Source organism: Sphingomonas sp. Marseille-Q8236 (assembly GCF_965112005.1).
In genome coordinates this window covers 1,073,955-1,088,791 of record NZ_CBCOPO010000001.1, presented here as the reverse complement: position 1 = coordinate 1,088,791, position 14,837 = coordinate 1,073,955, and the positions used below count along the sequence as shown (strand labels likewise).

Here is a 14,837-nt window from a genome sequence, read left to right as displayed (position 1 = left end):
GGCGTCATGAAGCGCCCTGCCCTGTCCGTCGTCGTCCCCTGCTATAACGAAGCCGCCTGTCTGGACGTGCTGCACGCCCGCATCTCCGGCGCGGCGCGCGCGGCGGTGGGCGAGGATTATGAGATCGTCCTGATCAACGACGGTTCGAAGGACGATAGCTGGCCGGTGATGCAGCGGCTCGCCGCCGCCGATCCGCATCTGGTCGCGATCAACCTGTCGCGCAACCACGGCCACCAACTGGCGCTGACGGCGGGCCTCGACCTGTGCGCGGGCGAGCAGATCCTGATCATCGACGCCGATCTTCAGGACCCGCCCGAGCTCCTCACCGACATGCGCGCGACGATGGCGGCGCAGGGGGCGGACGTGGTCTATGCCGTGCGCCGCAAGCGGGCGGGCGAGACATTGTTCAAAAAGGCGACGGCGGCGATCTTCTACCGCATGCTCGACCGGCTGACCGACACGCCGATCCCGCTCGACACCGGCGATTTCCGCCTGATGAGCCGCCGTGCGCTCGACGCGTTGCAGTCGCTGCCCGAACAGGCGCGCTTCATTCGCGGCATGGTCGCCTGGGTCGGCTTCCGCCAGGTCCCCTTCCCCTATGACCGCGCCGAACGTCATGCGGGCGAGACCCATTATCCGCTGGGCAAGATGATCGCGCTCGCCTTTGACGCGGTGACCGGTTTCTCGACCGCGCCGCTTCGCTGGGCCAGCCATATCGGCTTGGCGCTGACGGCGGCCTCGCTGTTGCTGCTGGTCTATATCGCGATCGGGTGGCTGACGGGGACGGCAGTGCAGGGCTGGACCTCGACCATGCTGGTCACCGTCATTCTGGGCGCGGTGCAGATGTTCGTGCTGGGCATGATCGGCGAATATCTGGGGCGGCTCTATATCGAATCGAAGCGGCGCCCGCTCTATCTGGTCGCCGATGTGGCGGGGCCGGTGCAGGGCCATGCCCGGCTAGGCTATAGCGCGCATGAGGGAGCCAAGGACCCGGCCTGACCGCCATCGCACGGGTCCGGCGCGGGCGCTTCCGCTCCTGCGGGACTCCCCCGGCGTTCGTCGGGGTGGTGGTAGCAGGCTAACTTTCGCACGGGAATCTTGACTCCGGAACGCACGCGGCGGGGGTCGGGGCGTGGCCTTCGAATTCGCTCAGGCTGAACGGATTTTTGTGTCCAGGCCCATTCCCGAACGCCGTTCAGCCTGAGCGAAGTCGAAGGCCACGGGACGCTCCCAACGAAAAAGGGCCCGGGGTTTCCTCCGAGCCCTTGTCCGTCATCCGAAGATAAGGATCAGTCGCGATCGCCGGTCAGGAAGGCCGGAGCGGCGAATTCGGACGAACCGCCCTGCTCGCCGCCTTCGCGACGGGGACGGTCGCCACGGTCGCGACGCGGACCGCTGCGGCCTTCGCCACCGCGTTCACCACCACGATCGCCACCGTCACGGCGCGGACCGCGACCGCCTTCACGGTCACCGCGCGGACCACGGTCACCGCGCGGTTCACGCGGTTCGCGGGCCGGACGATTGTCCTCCAGCTCGGCACCGGTTTCCTGGTCGACGACGCGCATCGACAGGCGGACCTTACCGCGCGGATCGATCTCGAGGACCTTGACCTTGACTTCCTGGCCTTCGCTCAGGACGTCCGAGACCTTCTCGACGCGCTCGTTCTTGATCTCCGAGACGTGGACGAGACCGTCCTTGCCGCCCATGAAGTTCACGAACGCACCAAAATCGACCAGGTTGACGACCTTGCCGTTGTAGATCTTGCCGACCTCGGCCTCTTCGACGATGCCCTTGATCCAGTTCATCGCGGCTTCGATCTGCGCACCGTCCGACGAGCTGATCTTGATCACGCCCTCGTCGTCGATGTCGACCTTGGCGCCGGTGGTGGCGACGATCTCGCGGATCACCTTGCCGCCGGTGCCGATCACGTCGCGGATCTTCGACTTGTCGATCGTCATCGTCTCGATGCGCGGGGCATGGGCGGACAGCTCGGTGCGGGTCTCGCCCAGCGCCTTGTTCATCTCGCCCAGGATGTGCGCGCGGCCTTCCTTGGCCTGCGCCAGCGCGACCTTCATGATCTCCTCGGTGATACCGGCGATCTTGATGTCCATCTGGAGCGAGGTGATGCCCTCGGAGGTGCCGGCGACCTTGAAGTCCATGTCGCCCAGGTGATCTTCGTCACCCAGGATATCGGACAGGACCGCGAAGTCCTTGCCTTCCAGGATCAGGCCCATGGCGATGCCCGAGACCGGACGCTTCAGCGGAACGCCCGCATCCATCAGCGACAGCGAGCCGCCGCAGACGGTGGCCATCGACGACGAGCCGTTCGACTCGGTGATGTCGCTGGTCACGCGGATGGTGTAGGGGAATTCCTCCTTCGACGGCAGCACCGGGTGCAGCGCGCGCCATGCCAGCTTGCCATGGCCGATCTCGCGACGGCCCGGCGCGCCGAAGCGGCCCACTTCGCCGACCGAATAGGGCGGGAAGTTATAGTGCAGCATGAAGTGCTGGTACGACAGGCCGTTCAGACCGTCGATCATCTGCTCGGCATCGCGGGTGCCCAGCGTCGTGGTCGCGATCGTCTGGGTCTCGCCGCGCGTGAACAGCGCCGAGCCGTGCGAACGCGGCAGGAAGTGGACCTCGGCCTCGATCGGGCGGATCTGCGTGGTCGAGCGACCGTCGATGCGGCGGCCGTCCTTCAGGATCGCGGTGCGGACAATCTCGGCTTCCAGCTTCTTGACGAGCTTGGCAGCGACGAGCTGTTCCTGCGGGGTGCGCTCGGCCATGGCGGCCTTCGCCTTGGCGCGGGCCTCGCCCAGCGCGGTCTGGCGCGCCTGCTTGTCGGTCAGCTTATAGGCGGCGGTGATGTCCTTGCCGACCAGCTTCTTCAGCTCGGCCTTCACGGTCTTCTGGTCGTCGCCGACCTTCAGCTCCCACGGATCCTTGGCGGCCTGCTCGGCGAGATCGATGATCGCGTCGATGATCTGCTGCGACGCCTTGTGCGCGAACATGACCGCGCCCAGCATGACCTCTTCGGAGAGCTCCTTGGCTTCCGACTCGACCATCATCACCGCATTGTGGGTGGCGGCGACGACCAGGTCCAGGTCACCGGCCAGCGCCTCGGCGTCGGTCGGGTTCAGCTGATACTCGCCATCGACATAACCGACGCGCGCCGCGCCGATCGGACCCATGAAGGGCACGCCCGAGATGGTGAGCGCGGCCGACGCGGCGACCAGCGCCAGGATGTCGGGCTCATTCTCGCCGTCATAGGAGAGCACCTGGCAGATGCAGTTGATCTCGTTGTAGAAACCTTCGGGGAACAGCGGGCGGATCGGACGATCGATCAGGCGGCTGATCAGCGTCTCACGCTCGGTCGCACCGCGCTCGCGCTTGAAGAAACCGCCGGGGATGCGGCCCGCCGACGAGAACTTTTCCTGATAGTGAACGGTCAGCGGGAAGAAGTCCTGCCCTTCCTTCACATTCTTCGCGGCCGTCACGGCGCACAGCACCACCGTCTCGCCCAGCGTCGCGATCACCGCGCCGTCGGCCTGACGGGCCACCTTGCCGGTTTCGAGGGTCAGCGTCTTGCCGCCCCACTCGATGGCCACTTTCTTGGTATTGAACATGGAATATCCTTCACTCCGACGGGCCTATCCCGCCGGGGCCTATGGGTTGAGCCAAAATTGGCTCTGGAGGTCGACCGAATTGCCGATCCTCCGATCCTACCCGACCCTGTCGTCGGGTTTCATGACATAGAGGCTTTGGGGATGCGCCTTTGCGGCATCCGGTCGGCCCGGTGCTTCATACACCAGCCGATAAAAAAAGGGCACCCCCGCAGGGGTGCCCTTTTTCGTGGCTTTCGCCCGTGGCTTACTTGCGCAGGCCGAGCTTGGCGATCAGCGCCAGATAGCGGTCGCCATCCTTGTGACGCAGATAGTCGAGCAGCGAGCGGCGCTTGTTGACCAGCATCAGCAGACCGCGACGCGAATGGTTGTCTTTCGCATGGGTCTTGAAGTGGCCGGTCAGGTTCTGGATCCGCTCGGTCAGGATCGCGACCTGGACTTCGGGCGAACCCGTGTCACCCTCGGCGCGGGCATGATCCTTGATGATTTCCTGGCGGCGTTCAGCGGTGATCGACATCGTGGTCCTTTCTTAATCGAGGTTGAAACCGCGAACGACCCGGACATTTGCGTCCAGCGCCTCCACCAGCGCCACCGGGCGGTCGCCCAGCATCGCGAAATATTGGCCATCATCCACGGCAATCCCGGCCAGCACACGCCCCTGACGGAGCGCCCCTGCCTGGTCGGGGTCGAGCGCAAGAGCCGGGATGTCGTCCAGCCCCGCCCTCAGCGGCAGGAGTATCTCTTCAAGCCCGCGCGCCTGCCCCATTTCGTTCAATTTGTCCAGCGATATCGCCGAGGCCAGGGTGAACGGCCCCGCCTTGATCCGGCGGAGCATGGTGACATGGCCGACCGTACCCAGCGCCAGCGCGATGTCGCGCGCGAGGGAGCGGATATAGGTGCCCTTGGAGACATGCGCGGTGAGGGTGATGTCCTGAAGCTCCTCCCCGGAACGGGGAGGGAGACCATCCGCAGGATGGTGGAGAGGGGCTTCCGCAGGCGACTCGCCCAGTGGCGCGCCCCCTCCACCATTCGCTGACGCGAACGGTCCCCCTCCCCGTTCCGGGGAGGATATGAGCGAATGAATCGTCACGCTGCGACTCGCCAGCACCACCTCTTCCCCGGCCCGCGCCAGGTCATAGGCGCGCTCGCCATCCACCTTCAGCGCGGAATAGGCGGGGGGCACCTGCTCGATCGAGCCGGTGAAGCGCGGCAGCACCGCCTCCAGCGCCGCGCGAGTCGGGCGGACATCGCTCTCGGCGACCACCTCGCCCTCGGCATCCAGCGTCGATGTCTGCGCGCCGAAGCGGATGGTGAAGTCGTACACCTTGTCGCTGTCGAGCATCCGCCCGGCCAGCTTGGTCGCCTCGCCCACCGCGATCGGCAGCACGCCGGTCGCCAGCGGGTCGAGCGTGCCGCCATGGCCGACCTTGATCCCCTTGCCATAGCCGCCCTGGCGCAGCACGCGCTTGACCGCGCTCACCCCTTGCGTCGAGCCGAGCCCCAGCGGCTTGTCGAGTATGATCCATCCATGCATCGGACGGGCGTTAGTCGGGCTTGGCCCCTATCTCAAGGACGGCGCCTCAAGCACCGTGCCGCCCGCCAGCGCCTCGCCGAAATGGCGGCGGCACAAGGCGATGTAACGGTCATTGCCGCCAATCTCGGTCTGTGCGCCCTCGGCGATCGCCTGGCCCTGGCCATCGACGCGCAGGTTCATCGTCGCCTTGGCGCCGCAGACGCAGACCGATTTGATCTCGCTGAGCGTGTCGGCGAGCGCTAGCAACCGCGCCGATCCAGGGAAGAGCTGGCCCTTGAAATCGGTCCTCAGGCCATAGCAGAGCACGGGAATCCGGTGCCGGTCGGCCAGCCGGGCCAGTTGATCGACCTGTTCGGGCGTCAGGAACTGCGCCTCGTCGACCAAGATACAGGCCAGCGGCGTCTGCCCGTGCCGGTCGAGCGCGCAGGCCTCCAGATCGGTGGTGGCCTGGAACGGCGTCGCGGGCTGCGACAGGCCGATTCGCGAGGCGATGGTGCCATAGGCGAAGCGATCGTCGATCGCGGCGGTGAACAGCATCGTGCTCATCCCCCGCTCGCGATAGTTGAAATCGGCCTGCAGCAGCATGGTCGATTTCCCTGCATTCATGCTGGCATAGTAGAAATAGAGCTTGGCCATATCCCGCCCTTATCGGAAGGGAGCCGCCATTTCGAGCATGGGACGAACCGGCATGTGGGTTGGCACGCGGATGGCGATGGCGGTGGCGGCCATAGGGATGGGTGGCGCCGGATCGGCGACTGCACCCGGCTCGTTCGCCTATGGCATCGACCCCGCCCATGCACGCGTGCAAGCAAAGGTCGGCTTTTTCGGCTTGGGCAGCAAGACGGCGCGTTTTCCCCGGCTGGAGGGTCGCATCGCCTTGTCGGACCGGGACGCGCAAGCCGTGACGCTGGACGTGCGGATCGATGCACAGGCGCTGGAGGCGGGGGATTCGCTGACCCGCTCCCGCCTGCGCGGGCCCGACTTCTTCGATGTCGAGCGATACCCCCGCGTGATCTTCCATGGCTCGACCATGACCCGGACCGGACCGCATAGCGCGCAGGTCGCAGGGACGATCACCGCGCGCGGCGTCACCCGCCCGGCGACACTGGCGGTCGACTTCTCACGCGACTTCGCCGCGATGACCGGGCGCGAGCCGGTGCATATCGCAGCGTCGACGCGGATCGACCGGCGGGATTTCGGGATGACCGCCTATCCGCTGATCGTCGGGCGACAGGTGACGATTACGATCGATGCGGACCTGATGCCCGGGCAGGATTAGGGTGGTTCCCGCCTTCCGTTCTTCTCGAGTCAGGTTCGCGCAGAGGCGCGGAGGACGCAGAGAGGCTGCCCCCAACGCTTCCACCCCGGCGAAGGCCGGGGTCCAGTTGCCATGGACGGGCGGCGGCGTAGTACATCTGCCCTCCCCCGCCTCGGCGCAGCGCGCCATCTATGACAAGGAGACTGGGCCCCGGCCTTCGCCGGGGTGGGCGACGTTTAAAGGTGGGGCGCTTCTTCTCTGCGCCCTCTGCGCCTCTGCGCGAACCTTTCCCTTGGCCTTCGACTTCGATCAGCCTGAACGGAGGCAGGGTGTCAGTCCTCGGAGGGCTCCCCCTCCTCCAGATCGCGCGCCACCTTGGGCGAGCGGAGGAGCGAATCGATATGGCTTCCCTCGTCGAAGCTCTCGTCCGCCAGGAACTTCAGCTTGGCGGCATATTTCATCTTCACCCGCGTCGCGACCTCGCGCTGGAGATAGGCGGTGTTGGTGCGCAGCGCCTTGATCACCACCTCCTCGTCCTTGCCGAGCAGCGGCTTCACGAAGACGGTGGCGTGGCGCAGGTCGGGGGACATGCGCACCTCGGTCACGCTGACCATATGCTTCGCCAGCGTCTCGTCATGCACGTCGCCGCGCGCGAGGATTTCGGACAGGATGTGACGCACCTGCTCCCCGACGCGGAGCAGGCGGACCGAGGGTTCGGCGGGGTTTTTGGCTTGGACCATGATAGTTCTTCTTCAAACGGAAATCGCGGCCGCCCGACGGGCGACCGCGATCATGTCCGGCAGAGGCGGGCGGCAGGAGCGATCCCACCACCCTGCCCGCATCAGAGCGAACGCTCGCGCAGTTCGACCTCGAAGGTTTCGAGATAGTCGCCCGCCTTGATGTCGGTGAAGTTCTGCGTGAACGTCACACCGCATTCCAGGCCAGCGCGAACTTCGGCGACATCGTCCTTGAACCGGCGGAGCGAGTTGATCTCGCCCTGGTAGATGATGACGTCGTTGCGCGTGATGCGCGCCTTGAGCGCCTTGCGGATGACACCCTCGGTGACCAGCAGACCGGCGGCCTTGCCGGTCTTGCCCGCCGAGAAGACCTCGCGGATTTCGGCGCGGCCGACGACCGTTTCGAACGCCTCGGGGCCCAGCTCGCCAGCCATACCCGCGCGGATCTCGTCGATAAGGTCATAGATGACGTCGTAGTATTTGAGCGCCACCTTGTTCCGCTCGGCGATCTCACGCGCCTTGGCGTTCGCACGGACGTTGAAGCCGATGATCGGCGCACCGCTGGCGGCGGCGAGCGTCACGTCCGACTCGGTGATGCCACCGACGCCCGAGTGCAGGATACGCGCCTTGATGAGGTCGGACGCGATCTTGTTGATCGACGCCAGGATCGCCTCGACCGTGCCCTGCGTATCCGCCTTGACGACCAGCGGATATTCCTTGGCCTGGTTCGCCTTCAGCGCCGAGAACATCGACTCCAGGCTGGCCGGGGCCGAGGTGGTGCGCTTCTGGAGCAGCACGCTCTGGCGATACTCGGCGACCTCGCGGGCACGCGCCTCGTTCTCGACGACCTGGAGGAGGTCGCCCGCCTGCGGCACGCCGGACAGGCCGAGCACCTCGACCGGCATCGCAGGCCCTGCTTCCTTCACCTGACGGCCCTTGTCGTCGACCAGCGCACGGACCTTGCCGCTTTCCGCGCCAACGACGAACACGTCGCCGACCTTCAGCGTGCCGCGCGTGACCAGCACGGTCGCGACCGGACCACGGCCCTTGTCGAGCTTGGCCTCGATCACGCTGCCTTCGGCCGGACGATCGGGGTTGGCGGCCAGTTCGAGCAGTTCGGCCTGAAGCTGGATCTTCTCGATCAGCGTATCCAGACCGATCTTCTTGAGCGCCGAGACTTCGACGTCCTGGGTTTCGCCGCCCATTTCCTCGACCTGCACGTCATGCTCGAGCAGACGCTCGCGGACGCGCTGGGGATTGGCGTCGTGCTTGTCGATCTTGTTGATCGCCACGATCATCGGCACGCCGGCCGCCTTGGTGTGGTTAATCGCCTCGATCGTCTGCGGCATCAGCCCGTCATCGGCCGCGACCACCAGCACCACGATGTCCGTGATGTCGGCACCACGCGCGCGCATCTGGGTGAAGGCCTCGTGGCCCGGCGTGTCGAGGAAGGTGATCTTCGACTTGTCCTTCAGCGTGACCTGATAGGCGCCGATATGCTGGGTGATGCCACCCGCCTCGCCACGCACCACATCGGTGCCGCGCAGCGCGTCGAGCAGCGAGGTCTTGCCATGGTCGACATGGCCCATGATCGTCACCACCGGTGCACGCGGCTTCAGCGATTCCGCTGCATCCTCGCTGGTGTCGAGCGCCAGATCGATGTCGCTGTCCGAGACGCGGACGATGTTATGGCCGAACTCGGTCACCAGCAGCTCGGCCGTATCCTGGTCGATGGTCTGCGTCATGGTGACGGGCATGCCCATCTTGAACAGCGCCTTGACCAGATCCGCGCCCTTCTCGGCCATGCGGTTGGCCAGTTCCTGGACGGTGATCGCTTCAGGCACCTGCACGTCGCGGACCTGCTTGACCTGCGGCTCGCGCGGGCCACCAAAGCCACGCTTTTCCTTCTCGCGGGCACGCTTCAGCGCAGCGAGCGAGCGGGCGCGAGCGCCGTCCTCGTTCAGCGCGCGGTTGACGGTCAGCTTGCCGCCGCGACGCTCGTCACCCTTGCGGTCGCGCTGCTGCGGACGGCCCGGAGGCGCGTTGCGCGGCGTCGGCTGGCCCGAGGGCATCGAACGCGGTGCGCCACCCGACGGAGCGGAGGCGGTGGTGTTGGTCGGCGCGCTGGCGGCCGGAGTCGCGGCTGCGGCGGGCGCAGGCGCGGGCTTGGGCGCAGGCTTCGGAATCTCGGGACGCTGCACCGGCGAGAAACGGCGCGGCGCGGGCATCGAGGGATCGCGACCCAGGACCGGCGGCGTCGGCACCACCGGAGCGGGCGCAGGCGCGGGCTTCGCCGCTACCGGAGCAGGAGCGGGCGTCGGGGCCGGCGCGGGGGTAGGAGCCGGTGCCGGGGGGTGCCTCGACCTTGGGCTCTTCCGCCTTGGGCTGCGGCGCCGGGATTACCGGACGCTCGACCGGACGGAAGGGACGCGGCTGAACCGAGATGGTCGGCGCGGCCGGAGCCGGGGCGGGTTCCGCCGCAGCGACAGGCGCAGGTGCCGGGGTCGGCTCGGGCGCAGGCGCAGGCTCGGGTGCCGGTTCCGGCGCGGGCGGCGGGGCGGCGGCAGCCTCGGCGGCGGCACGTGCACGCTCTTCGGCCCGCACACGCTCGTCTTCGGCGCGCTGCTGACGCTCGGCGTCCTCGCGACGACGAATCTCTTCCTGCATGGCGAGGCGCTGTTCCTCGGCTTCACGCAGCAGGCGCGCCTGGCGCTCCTGTGCCGTCTCGTTCGACGGCACCGGGCGACGCGGTGCGACCGGCGCCGCGGCGACGGGCGCTGCGGGTACGGGTTCGGGGGCCTGCGCGGGGGCGGTCGTCTCCGGCGCTCCCCCCTGCGGGCCCAGGACGCGACGGCGCTTCGTCTCGACGATCACGGTGTTCGAGCGGCCGTGGCTGAAGCTCTGCTTCACCTTGCCGGTCTCGACCGTGCGCTTCAGCCCCAGGGGCTGGCGCATTCCGAGTTTCGGCTTGTCGTTGTCGGTCTCGCTCACTCAAAATCCTCGTGTACGGTCACGGCCGGTCGGTCACCAGTAAGGTCGGACGCCGATGCGCCTTGCGAGGCCGTTTCGCAAGGCGTTGCCACAGGGTCGGGTCCGATAAAATGCAGCCAGCGGTCGAGCGCTTCGCTCACCCGCTTTGCCGCGTTACGATCTGTCAGGCCGATGTGTACCACATTTTCGCGGCCCAACGCCAATGACAATATGGGGCGTGTGGCGGGCAGTGCCAACCCCTTCAGATCGGAACCTTCACGGTCCGATCCGACGCGCCACGCCTGCGCCAGCTTGCGACAGCCATCCTCACCCGCATCGGCGGCGTGATAGAGCGCGTGCAACTGGCCCGAGCGCGCCGCCGTCGCGATCTTGTCCGATCCGGTCAGCAGCATGCCCGAGCGCGACTCGAGGCCCAGCCGGTCGAGCGCGTTGCGCTCCAGCGCGGCGGTGATCAGCGCGGGCAGGTCGTCGGGGATCGCAAACTCGCCGGTCTTGAACGCGCGCGCCAGTGCTCCCTTCAACCGCCCCTTCGCGATCGCGGTTTCCAGCTCGGCACGAGTCACGCCGATCCAGCCGCCCCGTCCCGGCGCCTTGGCGCGGACATCGGGCAGCACCCGCCCATCGGGCGCGAGCGCCAGACGAATCAGATGCGGACGCGCGTCATGCTCGCCCGACAGGATGCAGCGGCGGACCGGTCCATCGATCGAGTCGCGGGCCGCTTTCGCCGAAGCTCTGGGGCTCCGGCCCTTGGGGGCCGGAGCGGTGTTTACACCACCGCGCTCATTGTCCCGGTTCCGCATGCGCGTCTCCCCGGGTGCTAGGAGCATCACGGTCGGCGATCAACTGACCGCCCGCCCCGTAATTTTCGGTGGAGACCTCCTCGATCACGATCTGGACGGCGGCCGGGTTCTTGCCCAGCCGCTCCACCAGCGAACGAGTCACGTCGGCGACGATCTCGGCCTTTTGCTGCTTGGTGGCGGTGCCCGCCATACGGATCGAGACGAACGGCATCAGGCTTCGTCGCCCTCCGCATCGGCAGCTTCGGCGGCCACGGGCTCTTCCTCATCGGCGAACCAGTGGGCGCGCGCGGCCATGATGATCTCGTTGCCCTGCTCGTCGCTCAGGCCATATTCGGCCAGGATGCCGCCCTTGGGGGCCGGACGCGGGGTATCGTCGCCACGACGACGCGGCTCGGCGCGCTTCTTCTCGACCAGTTCGTCGGTCGCCAGGTCGGCGAGATCGTCGAGCGTCTTGATGCCCGCCTTGCCCAGCGTGACCAGCATCGCCTCGGTCAGATAGGGAATGTCGGCCAGCGCGTCCTCGACGCCCAGGCCACGACGCTCGTCGCGTGCAGCCTGTTCGCGGCGGTCCAGCGCTTCCTGCGCACGGCTCTGGAGCTCCTGCGCCAAGTCCTCGTCGAAGCCCTCGATCGCGGCCAGCTCGTCGAGCTCGACATAGGCGACCTCTTCCAAAGCACCGAAGCCTTCGGCGACCAGCAGCTGGGCCAGCGTCTCGTCCACGTCCAGTTCGTTCTGGAACATCTCGGAGTTGGCCACGAATTCCTTCTGGCGCTTCTCGGACGCGTCGGCCTCGGTCAGGATGTCGATCGCCTTGGCGGTCAGCTGGCTGGCGAGGCGGACATTCTGGCCGCGACGGCCGATGGCGAGGCTGAGCTGATCGTCGGGGACGACGACCTCGATCCGGTCCTCTTCCTCGTCGATCACGACGCGGCTGACGTTCGCGGGCTGAAGCGCGTTCACCACGAAGGTCGCAGTGTCGGGCGACCAGGGGATGATGTCGATCTTCTCGCCCTGCATCTCCTGCACGACCGCCTGGACGCGGCTGCCCTTCATGCCGACGCAGGCGCCGACCGGGTCGATGCTCGAGTCGTGCGAAATCACGCCGATCTTGGCGCGGCTGCCCGGATCGCGCGCGGCGGCCTTGATCTCGATGATGCCGTCATAGATTTCGGGCACTTCCTGCGCGAACAGCTTCTTCATGAAGTCGGGGTGCGCGCGGGACAGGAATATCTGCGGGCCACGGTTTTCGCGGCGCACGTTCAGGATCAGCGAGCGGATGCGGTCGTTCACACGGACGACTTCGCGCGGGATTTGCTGGTCGCGACGGATCACACCCTCGGCGCGGCCCAGATCGACGACGATGTGGCCGAACTCGACGCGCTTGACGACGCCGGTGATGATCTCGCCCTGGCGGTCCTTGAACTCGTCATACTGACGGTCGCGCTCGGCGTCGCGGACCTTCTGGAAGATGACCTGCTTGGCGGCCTGCGCCGCGATGCGGCCGAATTCGATCGGGGGCAGCGGGTCGACGATGAAGTCGCCAATCGCGGCACCCTTTTGCAGCTTCTCGGCGCCCTTCAGGTCGATCTGCTTATAATAGTCGTCGACCTGCTCGACCACCTCGACGACGCGCCACAGACGCAGATCGCCCGAATTGGGATCGAGCTTCGCGCGAATGTCGTTCTCGGCACCATAGCGGGCACGGGCGGCGCGCTGGATCGCGTCCTCCATCGCCTCGATGACGATGCCCTTGTCGATCATCTTTTCCGACGCGACCGCATTCGCGATCGCGATCAGTTCCGCCTTGTTGGCGGAAATGGCGGTAGCCATCAGTGCCGTCCTTCCGTCGTGGCGCCGTCCGTGTCGGGCGCGTCCTGATAATAAACCTCTTCCGCGCCATCCAGGGACAGCGGCACCGTCGCGGCGATCAGCCGGTCGGTCATGACGAGCTTGGCGTCCTCGATCGCGGCGAAAGGCAGTTCGTGGCGAACCTCTTCCCCATCGACGATGATGACGGTCTCGCCCTCGACCCCGGCCAGATCGCCCTTGAACTGCTTGCGGCCGTTCAGCTTCTCGGCGAGCGTGATCCGCGCCTCATGCCCCGCCCAGTCGGCGAAATCCTTCAACCGGGTCAGCGGACGGTCGATACCGGGCGAGGAGACCTCCAGCCGGTACGCATGGTCGATCGGGTCGCGGCCCTGCTCCTCCAGCGCGTCCATCACGTCCGAGATGCGGCGCGACAGATCAGCACAGTCGTCGATATTGAGCTGGCGTGTGTCGGGACGTTCGGCCATCACCTGGAGCGTCGGGTCCGACGTGCCGCCATACATCTTCACGCGCACGAGCTCGAAGCCGAGCGCTTTCGCCTCGGGTTCGATGAGTTGCGTCAGAAGGGCGATGTCCGCCATGAAAGCTCCAGATGTGCCGGATCGGTGCCGCGGAACCCGTCCTGCAGCCTCTTTCACCCGACGATGTAAGAGAATGTCGCAGTATATACGCGCAACGCTCTTGCGAAACAAGCACGCATATCGAAACGTTAGCCCGGATGATCGGGACCGTTCCAGGCCCCGGACGGGAGAGACGACCATGAAATTGCCGCTGCTCGCCACCCTTCCGGTGGCGCTGATCGCCTGTTCGGGCAATGGCCCCGCCCCCGACGAGACGGGCGGCACGCCCCCCGTCACAATATCGCCGGGCAGCACGCCCTCCCCCTCGCCCTCCGCATCCGCCACGCCGCCCGCGACGGTGGTCGACGGCCAGCCCTTCGGCCGGACCGTCATCGCCGATTTCGACGCGCCCTGGGCGATGACCTTCCTGCCCGACCGGCGGATGCTGGTGACCGAGAAAGACGGGCGGATGCTGCTGGTCAGCGCGGACGGGCAGCAGCGGCAGGTGATCGCGCGCATCGGTGTCGATTCGGCGGGCCAGGGCGGCCTGATGGACGTGGTCCTCGCCCCCGATTTCGTCCAATCGGGCCATGTCTATTTCAGCTATTCGGTCGCGACCGAAGGCGGCAAGCATGTGGTGCTGGCGCGCGGTCGCTTGCAGGAGGCCAACGGCGCCGCGCAGCTGACCGGGAGCGAGACCTTGTGGGGCGCGAGCCCCGCCGTCACCGGCGACGGCCATTATTCGGGCCGCATCGCCTTCTCGCCCGACGGCCAATATCTGTTCTTCACGGCGGGCGAACGGCAGAAATTCACCCCTGCCCAGGATCCCAAGGCGACGCTGGGCAAGGTCCTGCGCCTGACCCCTGACGGCAAGCCGGCGAACAATCCGCTGGCGGCGCAGGGATTCGATCCGGCGGTCTGGTCCTATGGGCACCGCAACCTGCTCGGCATCGCCTTCGACGCGAGCGGCAATCTTTGGGAACAGGAAATGGGCCCCAAGGGCGGCGACGAGCTCAACCTGATCCTGCCGGGGCGCAATTATGGCTGGCCCAACGCCTCCAACGGATCGCATTATGACGGACGCGACATTCCCGACCACCGGGCGGGCGATGGCTATGAGGCGCCCAAGGTCTGGTGGAACCCGGTGATCTCGCCGGGCGGGCTGATGATCTATTCGGGATCGCTGTTCCCGCAATGGCGCGGCGACGCCTTTATCGGCGGCCTGTCGAGCAAGTCGCTGGTCCGCGTCGACCTGAACGGCACCAGCGCGACCAAGGGCGATCAATGGGACATGGGCGCGCGCATTCGCGAGGTCGAGCAGGGGCCGGACGGCGCCATCTATGTGCTTGAGGATGGCGGCGATTCGCTGGGACGCCTCATCAAGCTGACTCCGGCCACCGCATCCTGACCGCTTTGCCGCCCCTTCCCACCCGTCGGGGCGGCCATATTGGTCCGACAATTCACTTGACCGCCACCGACGGCAGGTCGATCCTGTCCGCGGGAGGAG

12 protein-coding genes and 1 pseudogene are annotated in these 14,837 nt (G+C 66.8%); 3 read left to right on the top strand and 10 right to left on the bottom strand.

What is annotated here, in order from left to right:
- Positions 1-6: 6 nt before the first annotated feature.
- Positions 7-999, top strand: a complete 993-nt coding sequence (locus ACWPWT_RS05125; RefSeq protein ID WP_454278813.1) for a glycosyltransferase family 2 protein — start codon at positions 7-9, stop codon at positions 997-999.
- Positions 1,000-1,289: 290 nt separating this feature from the next.
- Here the strand turns inward: ACWPWT_RS05125 and pnp are convergent, their stop codons facing one another.
- From pnp to ACWPWT_RS05105, 4 genes are all read right to left on the bottom strand, one after another.
- Positions 1,290-3,626 (bottom strand): polyribonucleotide nucleotidyltransferase, encoded by a 2,337-nt coding sequence (pnp, locus tag ACWPWT_RS05120; RefSeq protein ID WP_454278812.1) that lies wholly within the window; start codon positions 3,624-3,626, stop codon positions 1,290-1,292.
- Positions 3,627-3,870: 244 nt separating this feature from the next.
- Positions 3,871-4,140: a 30S ribosomal protein S15 gene (gene rpsO / locus ACWPWT_RS05115; RefSeq protein ID WP_261268525.1), complete on the bottom strand. Its 270-nt coding sequence runs from the start codon at positions 4,138-4,140 to the stop codon at positions 3,871-3,873.
- A 12-nt stretch (positions 4,141-4,152) separates the two neighbouring features.
- Complete coding sequence (gene truB, locus ACWPWT_RS05110) at positions 4,153-5,157, bottom strand: tRNA pseudouridine(55) synthase TruB (protein ID WP_454278811.1); 1,005 nt, start codon at positions 5,155-5,157, stop codon at positions 4,153-4,155.
- A 27-nt stretch (positions 5,158-5,184) separates the two neighbouring features.
- A complete protein-coding gene (locus ACWPWT_RS05105; RefSeq protein ID WP_454278810.1) occupies positions 5,185-5,793 on the bottom strand; it encodes a thymidine kinase in 609 nt (202 codons plus the stop codon).
- Between the two features lie 52 nt (positions 5,794-5,845).
- Here ACWPWT_RS05105 and ACWPWT_RS05100 point away from each other — a divergent pair, with 52 nt between their 5' ends.
- A complete protein-coding gene (locus ACWPWT_RS05100) occupies positions 5,846-6,436 on the top strand; it encodes a YceI family protein (protein ID WP_454278809.1) in 591 nt (196 codons plus the stop codon).
- Positions 6,437-6,747: 311 nt separating this feature from the next.
- Here the strand turns inward: ACWPWT_RS05100 and rbfA are convergent, their stop codons facing one another.
- The 6 genes and pseudogenes from rbfA to rimP form a co-directional block, all read right to left on the bottom strand.
- Positions 6,748-7,155: a 30S ribosome-binding factor RbfA gene (gene rbfA / locus ACWPWT_RS05095; RefSeq protein WP_454278808.1), complete on the bottom strand. Its 408-nt coding sequence runs from the start codon at positions 7,153-7,155 to the stop codon at positions 6,748-6,750.
- Positions 7,156-7,256: 101 nt separating this feature from the next.
- A pseudogene (gene infB / locus ACWPWT_RS05090) lies at positions 7,257-10,143 on the bottom strand (translation initiation factor IF-2).
- On the bottom strand, positions 10,140-10,943 hold the full coding sequence (locus ACWPWT_RS05085) for a DUF448 domain-containing protein (protein ID WP_454278807.1): 804 nt from the start codon (positions 10,941-10,943) through the stop codon (positions 10,140-10,142). The pseudogene infB and the gene ACWPWT_RS05085 overlap by 4 nt, the downstream one beginning before the upstream one ends.
- Positions 10,924-11,154, bottom strand: coding sequence for a tautomerase family protein (locus ACWPWT_RS05080; protein ID WP_261268519.1), 231 nt, complete (start codon positions 11,152-11,154; stop codon positions 10,924-10,926). The genes ACWPWT_RS05085 and ACWPWT_RS05080 overlap by 20 nt, the downstream gene beginning before the upstream one ends.
- A complete protein-coding gene (nusA, locus tag ACWPWT_RS05075) occupies positions 11,154-12,773 on the bottom strand; it encodes a transcription termination factor NusA (protein WP_454278806.1) in 1,620 nt (539 codons plus the stop codon). The genes ACWPWT_RS05080 and nusA overlap by 1 nt, the downstream gene beginning before the upstream one ends.
- Positions 12,773-13,351: a ribosome maturation protein RimP gene (rimP, locus tag ACWPWT_RS05070; RefSeq protein ID WP_261268517.1), complete on the bottom strand. Its 579-nt coding sequence runs from the start codon at positions 13,349-13,351 to the stop codon at positions 12,773-12,775. Before rimP ends, nusA begins: the two co-directional genes overlap by 1 nt.
- Before the next feature lie 178 nt (positions 13,352-13,529).
- Here rimP and ACWPWT_RS05065 point away from each other — a divergent pair, with 178 nt between their 5' ends.
- The gene (locus ACWPWT_RS05065) at positions 13,530-14,738 is read left to right on the top strand and encodes a PQQ-dependent sugar dehydrogenase (protein WP_454278805.1); all 1,209 of its coding nucleotides are present in this window, start codon (positions 13,530-13,532) and stop codon (positions 14,736-14,738) included.
- The last annotated feature ends 99 nt before the right edge of the window (positions 14,739-14,837 follow it).

Coding starts and splice junctions, on each gene's coding strand:
- pnp (WP_454278812.1), bottom strand. CDS start 3,626: ATGTTCAATACCAAGAAAGTGGCCATCGAGTGGGGCGGCAAGACGCTG.
- rbfA (WP_454278808.1), bottom strand. CDS start 7,155: ATGGTCCAAGCCAAAAACCCCGCCGAACCCTCGGTCCGCCTGCTCCGC.
- ACWPWT_RS05065 (WP_454278805.1), top strand. CDS start 13,530: ATGAAATTGCCGCTGCTCGCCACCCTTCCGGTGGCGCTGATCGCCTGT.
- ACWPWT_RS05080 (WP_261268519.1), bottom strand. CDS start 11,154: ATGCCGTTCGTCTCGATCCGTATGGCGGGCACCGCCACCAAGCAGCAA.
- ACWPWT_RS05125 (WP_454278813.1), top strand. CDS start 7: ATGAAGCGCCCTGCCCTGTCCGTCGTCGTCCCCTGCTATAACGAAGCC.
- nusA (WP_454278806.1), bottom strand. CDS start 12,773: ATGGCTACCGCCATTTCCGCCAACAAGGCGGAACTGATCGCGATCGCG.
- ACWPWT_RS05085 (WP_454278807.1), bottom strand. CDS start 10,943: ATGCGGAACCGGGACAATGAGCGCGGTGGTGTAAACACCGCTCCGGCC.
- ACWPWT_RS05105 (WP_454278810.1), bottom strand. CDS start 5,793: ATGGCCAAGCTCTATTTCTACTATGCCAGCATGAATGCAGGGAAATCG.
- ACWPWT_RS05100 (WP_454278809.1), top strand. CDS start 5,846: ATGTGGGTTGGCACGCGGATGGCGATGGCGGTGGCGGCCATAGGGATG.
- rimP (WP_261268517.1), bottom strand. CDS start 13,351: ATGGCGGACATCGCCCTTCTGACGCAACTCATCGAACCCGAGGCGAAA.
- rpsO (WP_261268525.1), bottom strand. CDS start 4,140: ATGTCGATCACCGCTGAACGCCGCCAGGAAATCATCAAGGATCATGCC.
- truB (WP_454278811.1), bottom strand. CDS start 5,157: ATGCATGGATGGATCATACTCGACAAGCCGCTGGGGCTCGGCTCGACG.